Raw genomic sequence first — 6,833 nt, 5'->3', positions numbered from 1 at the left:
CTTTTTGCATCCGATTTCAGAATTTTGCCCCCTCCTGCGCCTCCCCCAATATCGCAGAAGCGATATTGGGGGAGGTGGGAGGGGGTTCATTTTGCTGCTCACCGCGGTTTGTGCTTATCCCGAACCCACGTTAAGATATTGACTACATTCCCGTTTTCAGATTTGGATGAATGGATACCTGTAAGATCGGTCAGGATCAGGGTGGTGTTAAATCAGACCCTGCCGGTGAGCTTCAGCGATGGCTTGATTGACTTTGGTGACCCCCAGTTTGCCATAGATGCCTTTCACATGAAAGCGCACCGTGTTCAGGCTGACGACCAGCTGTTCGGCAATTTGATTGTAGGTGTACCCCTGTGCCAGAAGTCGCAGAACCTCCAGCTCTCTTTCGGTCAGCGCTACGCAACCCAAGTCGTCATCGCCGGTGGAAGGCCGTTGTGGTAATGCACCTTGTTGTTTTTCATCCACTGGATGGAGCAAAGTCTCCGCTTCCGGAAAACGCACGATCTTAAGGAGGGGCAGCAGAGATGACTTTTGTTCAAAAAAAACGCTCCGATAACCGGCAGATATAGCAATTTGAGCCGCCTCTGCCAGCCATTGGCTGGCCTGTGCTTCATCCCCATTTTTGAAGTGAAGAATTGCCCCCAGTACAAGGTTTTGCAGCAGAGTGTAGTTCCGTCTGCTGGCGCGGCTGAAGTGAAGTATTCGCCGGGCAAGCTCCAGTGCTGGTGGGAATTGTTCAGAGTTTTCGAGAGCGGCTGTCAGCCTCAACCAGGCCAGCAGCAGGGTTTCGGAAAATGGGGTTACCGGCGAGTCGGGAGTGATACCGCTGACCGACAGGATTGCACCAGCTTCTAAATGATTTCCCTCCGCCAGTGCCAGAAGACATTTACAGGAAAGCAATTCCGGCAGCACCCAGGCAGGTGCGCCTTTCTGATAGAACTGTTCGGCTTGCTGCAGGTACTGCCGGGCAGCAATGGGTTGACCTTGAGCGATTTGCAGCCGCGCCATGCCCACCAGTGAATAAACCGCTGAGGCATTGTGGCCGCTCAATTCGGCAAGGTGAATGCCCCGCTGAAAATGCTGAGATGCCTGCTCCAGCTGCCCACGATGGTAGTACACCCAACCCAGTGCGCCGTAAACTGCTCCCAGCACCGCCGGATAGCCATGCGGGTGTTGTTCCAGATGCTGGATGGCCTGTTGAGCTGTAACAGCAGCCAACCCTAACTGCCCGTATTCCAGGGCCATTAAGGTCAAATGTGAAACCGCCAGAATATCGGTTACCGGGTCGTCGTTTTTTCGACTGAGATGAATGGCGTTTTCCAATGCCGTACGGGCTTCCTCATAATTCCCCTTTTGCCTTTGCCCTGCCCCTAACGCCAGATAAGCCAGCGAGGCAATCCGTTCGTCTTTGCCGTTTAACAAGTTGATGGATTGCCGTGCAGATTGGATGGCTTCATCGAATTTTTGCTGAACCTGAAGAAAATTTGCTTGCAGGGCAAACCGCTCGGCTTTGATCAGGGCAGCCTCCTCAAAAACTGGTTCACCTTCCGGCAAGAGTATATCCAGCGATTGAAGGATTCCGGCCAGGCGGGGAAAGTTGCCCCGCAGCAGATACAACCAGCCCAGGCCCAAAAGTAAACGCGGATGAGAAAATTGAACATCCCCCGGGATTTGGGATAAAACCCCTTCAATTTGGCCAGCCGGCATATAGTTGATCCAATGCCAGATGTTCTTTTCCAGCAAATCCAGAACGGAGGAATAATCCTTTGCTGCCAGAAAATGGAAAAGACTTTCAGTCACCAGCCCTTCGGCTAACAGGGCCTGAGCAGCACGCAGGTGCAGATTGCGTACCTCTTTTTCTTCCATCCGATTTAACCGGTTGCGCAGCAGCTCGGCGAACAGGGCGTGGTAGCGGTAAAAGTGGAATTGCTCGTCAAGCGGCTGGATGAACAGATTGCTTTTATCCAGGGTTTCGAGTAAATCGGCACTATCCTGTCTTCCGGTGAGGATATTGCAACGCTCGGCACTGAGTGTGGAAAGCAAAGAGGTTTTGAGAAGGAAATCCTGAATATCCGGGGGTTGTTTGTTTAATACTTCCTCTGCCAGATAGTTCAGGATAAAACGCGTACCCCTGGTCAGGTCTTGAATCAGATGTTGCGGATGAAGATTACCCTGCAGGGATAAAGCGGCTAATTGCAAGCCGGCCGCCCAGCCTTCGGTGCGTTCGGTCAATGTCTGAACCACAGATGGTTCAAGGTCAATGTTCAAAAGGTCGTTGAACAATTGTCCGCTCTCCGGCGGTTCAAACCTCAAATCACTGGTGCGGATTTCGACCAGATCGTTTTGGGAACGCAGACGGGCCAGCGGAAGGGGTGGATCTTCACGGGAAAGGATGGCAAGATGAAAATCAGTCGGTTGATAGGCAATCAGGTCTTGAAGAAATCGCAAAATGATCTGATCCTGGATGTGTTGAAAATCATCCAGGACGAGGATGATGGATTGGTTCAATTGGGTAAGCGGATTGATTAATTCGGCTGCCAGCAGGTCGGCGGGCGGCAATTGGGCGGTCAATAGAATCTGAAGGACGTCTTCGCAGTAGGAGGGTATGGCCTGGCGCAGGCAGGTGATCCACGCTGTGAAAAAGCGAATCGGGTCATCGTCGGCTTCTTCAAGGGCAATCCACAGCGCAGGCAAAGCCAGGCTTTGTAGCCATTGCACCAGCAGGGTGGTTTTTCCAAACCCGGCAGGTGCCGAAATGAGAATCAGGCGGCTGTCTAAACCGCGGTTGAGTTTTTCCAGCAGGCGTGGACGTAACACGCTTTTGGCGCGCAGAGGAGGAATTTTGAACTTCGTCCAGACCAGCGGCGTCATGTGCTGATTATATCAGGACATGACGTGTTCCAAAAATGTTCAATCAGGATTGGCTGGCGACCCCTTTCCAAAACAATTCCACGAGCTGTTCCAATTGTTGAGGTGTCAGTTCCGGTCGGAAAGCGGATTCACCGCTCATAAAGGGATACAACATTCCCAGCAAAGCCCATACTCCCAAGGCCGGCGGGAATGGGCGGAGTTCGTGGTTTTGCTGTCCTTCGATGAAAATCTGTTCAAGTGGTTGTAAAAACTGCTGACGATAATGCAGAGAGAACTGAGCGCGTAGTTCGGGTTGTAATTTGCCCATTTCCTGGGTTGCCAGCCGAATCACAGCGCGGTTTTCGGGCGGCAGGCGCGTGAAGAGCGAAAACACAAATGCGCGGATACGCGCCTGAGCCGTAAGGTGATTGTGGAGGGCATCTTCCAGCAATTGATGAAAAGCGGTCAATCCTGTTTCGAGGATTTCAATTAATAGGCGTTCCTTATCCACAAAATGATAGTAGAGAGCGGCTTTGGTGATGTTGCAGGCTTCGGCAATTTCTCGGATGGAAACACCATCGTAGCCGCGCTCCACAAAAAGGCGGGTGGTTTCGTGCAGGATTTTATCGCGCATCGAGAGGGGTGGATTATCCACCACTGAGGGCTTCATTTCCATGCAGAGTCTCCAATTCGCGCTGGCGGGTTTTGAGCCGTGTTGCGCTGGCAAACAGGATCAGACTGGTGAATGTGATGAATCCAAAGGCGGTTTGATAACCGCTGAAGGCGTTGCCTGCCCCAAAGGAAGCTACCAGTGCGCCGATCAGGGCGCTGCCGACCAGTTGACCGATACTGGTGAACAGCGTGACCAGTCCTTGTGCCAGCGAGCGTTCTTCGGTGGATGCTTCTCCTAACATAATATACCGGATTGGAGCGCCGAGCAAGGCGGTCAAGCCGCCGCCAATCAGCACGCCGGATAACAGGAAGAAAATCAAATTACCGCCGAGCAGGCTGAGCATGAGAAAACCTGTTGTCAGCAGAGCAGTTCCTCCCATAATCACATTGCGCGAACCGACCCGGTCGAGCAACCGCCCGGCAAGCGGTGATCCGACAGCCATCGCAAGAATGGCCGGAATGAGCAGCCATGTGGCGTTTCTCTCGTTGATGCCTTGATTTGCCAGGCCGGTTACAGCCATGAGGGGCACAAATACCAGACTGGCTTCTGCCAGCCCGGCCCCGGCGGAAAGCAGGTAGGCCAGCCCCAATTGACGGCGGTTGAAAAGGTGGGCGGGCAGCATCGGCAGGCTGGTGCGGCGCTCAACCTGAATGAGAATGACCAGCAAAACCACGGCAAGGGCGAGAACCCCGCCAACCGCGGGGGTCAGCAGGCTGGCTGTCAGATTGGTTGGGTCAAGTTGATTCAAGCCAAAGGTCAAAGAAGCCAGGAATAATGCCAGCAGAGCCATGCCGGCGGCATCCAGCCGTCGGCTGGTAGCCGGGCGGGTAGCGGGCAACAGGCGCAGGCTGAAAAGGATGAGCAGGGCCGCGATGGGCAGGTTGATCAGGAACAGCCAGTGCCAGTTGGCAAATGCCAGAATGATACCGCCCAGCAGCGGGCCGATCAGGAAGGCAACGCCGAAAACTGCGCCAATCATGCCGAGTGCGCTGCCTCGTTTTTCAGGGGGAAAAGTATCGCCAATGACGGCGCTGGCAACCGGGAAGATGCCGCCGGCTCCAAAACCCTGAATGGCGCGTCCAATCAGCACGACGTTAAAGCTGGTCGAAACGGCCACCAACAATGAACCAAAGCCAAATAAGGCAATATCGAGTATGTAAATCCAGCGGCGGCCGTAGACATCGGAAAGTTTTGCCATGAGCGGGGTGCTGACCAGTTGGAAGAGAACGTAACTGCTGAACATCCATGCCAGTGCGCGCTCATCCACTCCAAATTCGGCGCGGATAGAGGGCAGAGCCGGGCCGAGAATGGCGATATCCAGCGCGCCCATCAGCACACCGAAGAAAAGAAGGAAAAGCAGTTGATTGCGTTGTTTGTTATCTTGTAGCATAGTGAAACCTCCAAATGTGCTTACTGACCGTTCGTTTAGTAAATATACCATAGATCAAAGGTGTTACTATCCTCCAAAGGGGTGATTTTTGGGAAAAAAGTACTTGACAAAGCGGATTAAATTTTCTATACTGTTAATGCGAACGTTCGCACGAACGTTCGCAAAGACCAGCCCCATCCTTTTCTACCACCTCTATCCAAAATGTCCCGCAGAGTTACCCTTAAGGAAGTCGCATTACGCTCCGGTGTCAGTTATCAGACCGTTTCCAAGGTGATCAACGGCCAGGTGCAGGTTGCGCCGGATACTGAAGCGCGCATCTGGCAAGCCGTGCGGGAGTTGAATTACCGTCCCAATTACACTGCCCGCAGCCTGCGTGCTCAACGCAGCTTTACGATTGGTTACTCCTGGCGCCCGTCCCCGCCTGATCAGGCTAACCCCATTCTGGATACTTTTTTGCAAAGCATGTTCCATGCTGCCGAGGAGCGTGGTTATTATTTATTGTGTTTTCCGTATCATTCAGAAACTCAACGACAGATTGAATCCTACCGCGAATTAATGGATACCCGCCGCGTGGATGCCTTTGTTCTTTCGGGGGTAGAGTACAACGATCCGCGTGTGCTTTTCCTGCTTGAACAGAAATTTCCTTTTGTGGCCTTCGGGCGTTCCAACCCGGAACTGCGTTTTCCCTCCATTGATGTGGATGGTGGTTACGGCATGCGCTTGGCCACCGAACATTTACTGGCTCAGGGTCACCGGCGGATTGCTGCGCTGGCCTGGCCGGAGGAATCGCGGGTGGGCAACAACCGCATGGAAGGATATTTTTCTGCCATGGGTGCTGCCGGCATTGAACCGCTGCCCGAATGGGTTCAGCGCGGCGAAGGGCGGTTTGCCTTTGGATATGAGGCAGCCAGAAATTTGCTGGCTTTACCGGAAGCCATTCGTCCAACTGCCATGGTCGCCTTGAATGATTACATGGCCGTGGGTGCAATCAAAGCCATTCAGGATGCTGGTTTTCGGGTGGGCAGTCAAATTGCTGTAACCGGCTTTGACGATACGCCCATTGCCCAATATTTGACCCCCCCGCTGACCTCTGTCCGCCAACCAGTTTGGGAGATTGGCGAACGCCTGATTGCGCTGTTGTTGAATTTGCTGGAGGCAAAAGACACCGTTGAGCAATTCGAAACCATCCTGATGCAGCCGCAGCTGGTCATTCGCGCTTCCAGCCGATCGGTTGAACCTGAACATTCCATGTCTGAGGAGGTGATGATTAAGCGATAAATCAAAACGAAGACTTTCCCCTTTCGTTTTACTGGCGACAAATGAAGCCACCCCTCCATGCTCCTGCCAGGGATAGGTTGGGGGTGGCTTCGACGGGGCGGCTTTGTCAGCCCTCCCGTGTTTGAGTATAACACTGCTTTTCAAGGAAAACACTGTTTTTCCAACTCATAATTCAGGAGAAGAAAGGTCATGAAAACCCTGTTGAAATGGTTTGTCCCCCTGATGGTTCTCAGCCTGCTGCTGGCAGCCTGCCAGCCAGCCGCTACCCCCACCCCCGAAAAAGTGATCGAGACGGTTACGGTGGAGAAGGAAAAGGAAGTCGTAAAGACCGTTGAAGTTGAGAAGCCCGCCGAACGCGCGGTAGTACGCCTTTCCGGTTGGGCAGCCAGCCCGGAAGAAACCGCACTGCTGCAGTCCATTTTGCTGGACTTCACCGTGGAAAATCCGGACATTGTCGTCAAGTATGAGCCCATCACCGGTGATTACTGGCAGCAGTTGAAGACTTCCATCGCCTCTGGCGTTGAACCGGATGTCTTCTATATGGACATTTTCCAGTTCCCGGCTTTTGTGCGCGATGAGGTTTTGCTGCCAATTGACGACCTGATGGCAAAGGAAGGCGTCAAACGCGATGATTTCATCCCC

General features: G+C 53.2%; 5 protein-coding genes. 2 read left to right on the top strand and 3 right to left on the bottom strand.

Features of this window, described 5'->3' with window-relative positions; genetic code table 11:
* Positions 1 to 207 precede the first annotated feature (207 nt).
* From VAE48_RS03200 to VAE48_RS03190, 3 genes are read right to left on the bottom strand one after another with little or no spacing between them, the layout of a single operon-like run.
* Positions 208 to 2,871 (bottom strand): LuxR C-terminal-related transcriptional regulator, encoded by a 2,664-nt coding sequence (locus VAE48_RS03200; protein ID WP_322791872.1) that lies wholly within the window; start codon positions 2,869 to 2,871, stop codon positions 208 to 210.
* Between the two features lie 43 nt (positions 2,872 to 2,914).
* Positions 2,915 to 3,526 (bottom strand): TetR/AcrR family transcriptional regulator, encoded by a 612-nt coding sequence (locus tag VAE48_RS03195; protein ID WP_322791871.1) that lies wholly within the window; start codon positions 3,524 to 3,526, stop codon positions 2,915 to 2,917.
* Positions 3,498 to 4,913: an MFS transporter gene (locus VAE48_RS03190; protein ID WP_322791870.1), complete on the bottom strand. Its 1,416-nt coding sequence runs from the start codon at positions 4,911 to 4,913 to the stop codon at positions 3,498 to 3,500. The genes VAE48_RS03195 and VAE48_RS03190 overlap by 29 nt, the downstream gene beginning before the upstream one ends.
* 201 nt (positions 4,914 to 5,114) lie before the next feature.
* On the opposite strand from VAE48_RS03190, the gene VAE48_RS03185 reads away from it, so the two are divergent.
* On the top strand, positions 5,115 to 6,191 hold the full coding sequence (locus VAE48_RS03185; RefSeq protein ID WP_322791869.1) for a LacI family DNA-binding transcriptional regulator: 1,077 nt from the start codon (positions 5,115 to 5,117) through the stop codon (positions 6,189 to 6,191).
* Positions 6,192 to 6,380: 189 nt separating this feature from the next.
* On the top strand, positions 6,381 to 6,833 hold a 453-nt coding region (locus tag VAE48_RS03180; RefSeq protein ID WP_322791868.1), incomplete at its 3' end, for an ABC transporter substrate-binding protein.

It is taken from the genome of Bellilinea sp. (assembly GCF_034432615.1).
Lineage (GTDB): Bacteria > Chloroflexota > Anaerolineae > Anaerolineales > Anaerolineaceae > Bellilinea.
The sequence above is the reverse complement of the archived record's forward strand: the minus strand, read 5'-3'. Positions and strand labels throughout refer to the sequence as shown.

Coding starts and splice junctions, on each gene's coding strand:
- VAE48_RS03190 (WP_322791870.1), bottom strand. CDS start 4,913: ATGCTACAAGATAACAAACAACGCAATCAACTGCTTTTCCTTCTTTTC.
- VAE48_RS03200 (WP_322791872.1), bottom strand. CDS start 2,871: ATGACGCCGCTGGTCTGGACGAAGTTCAAAATTCCTCCTCTGCGCGCC.
- VAE48_RS03185 (WP_322791869.1), top strand. CDS start 5,115: ATGTCCCGCAGAGTTACCCTTAAGGAAGTCGCATTACGCTCCGGTGTC.
- VAE48_RS03195 (WP_322791871.1), bottom strand. CDS start 3,526: ATGGAAATGAAGCCCTCAGTGGTGGATAATCCACCCCTCTCGATGCGC.